Genomic DNA, 1,161 nt, shown 5'->3' with positions numbered 1-1,161 from the left:
CCGCGGCGGTGCTCGCGGCCACCGCCGGCGCGGAGCCGCCGACGGTGCTCGGCCGGGTGATCACCGAGCAGGGCGAGATCGACGACACCGCCTGGATGGTCCGCTGCGCGGCGGTGCGGGACGCGCTGCACCGCACCCGGCGCTCCGCCCGGGAGGCCAAGGACGTGCTGGCCGAGCTGGGCGGCGGCGACATCGCGCTGGCCACCGGCGTGCTGCTGGGCGCCACTGCCCGCAAGGTGCCGGTGCTGCTGGACGGGCCGGTCGGCACCGCCGCCGCCATGGTCAGCCGCGACCTGGCCGGGCAGGCGCGGCACTGGTGCCTGCTGCCCGACCACGGCGGCCGTCCGGGCGTGCGGCTCGCCGCCGACGTGCTCGGCCTGACGCCGCTGGTGGACCTGCGGCTCGACCTGGGCGAGGGGGCGACCGCGCTGGCCGCGCTGCCGCTGCTGCGCTCCGCGCTGACGCTCGCCGCTACGCTGCCGGTGCACCCGTCGCTGGGCGGCCCCGACGACAGCGACACCGACGACGCCGCCGGCGACCGCACCAGCCCCGGCATCGGCGAGCCCACCAGCGACGACGACTGGACCGGCGGCGGGGCCGAACCGGACTTCACCGAGCCGGAGCCGGCCGGGCCGGGACCGACCACGATCGGGTCCGGCGAGCCGGTCTCCCCCGGCCGACGTGCCGACTGAGGCGCGGCTCGCCGACGGCATCCGGCTGGCGCTCACCACGTTCACCACCCTCCCGGTACGCGCCGGCCGGGTCGACCGCGCCGCCGCCGGCACCGCGATGGCGCTCGCGCCGCTGGTCGGCGCGCTGCTCGGCGCCGTACTCGGCGGGGTGCTGCTGCTCACCGGCGCGCTCGCGCCACCACTCGTCGCCGCGGTGGTCACCGTGGGGCTGGGCGCGCTGCTCACCCGGGGCCTGCACCTGGACGGGCTGGCCGACACCGTCGACGCGCTCGGCTCGTACCGGCGTGGTCCAGCCGCGCTGCAGATCATGAAGCAGCCGGACGTCGGCCCGTTCGGGGTGGTCGCGCTGGTGGTCGTACTCCTGCTCCAGGCCGCGGTGCTCGCGGAGCTGGCCGGCCGGGACGCCCTCGCCGCGTTCGCCGCCGTGGTCGCGGCCACCGCGGCCGGGCGGCTCGCCGTCGGCCTGGCC

The 1,161-nt window shown here is 78.9% G+C and carries 2 protein-coding genes; both read left to right on the top strand.

The genetic code is table 11. From position 1 onward, the window contains the following. Window positions 1–692: nicotinate-nucleotide--dimethylbenzimidazole phosphoribosyltransferase (locus tag AC2CHG_RS31465; protein WP_484526215.1), on the top strand; the 692-nt coding region annotated here is incomplete at its 5' end. Continuing rightward, on the top strand, window positions 682–1,161 hold a 480-nt coding region (locus AC2CHG_RS31460), incomplete at its 3' end, for an adenosylcobinamide-GDP ribazoletransferase (protein WP_484526214.1). The genes AC2CHG_RS31465 and AC2CHG_RS31460, both read left to right, overlap by 11 nt.

The organism is Micromonospora sp. ATLC20 (genome assembly GCF_057196585.1).
Note: the sequence above shows the minus strand (reverse complement) of the source record. Positions and strands in the feature narration are given on the sequence as shown.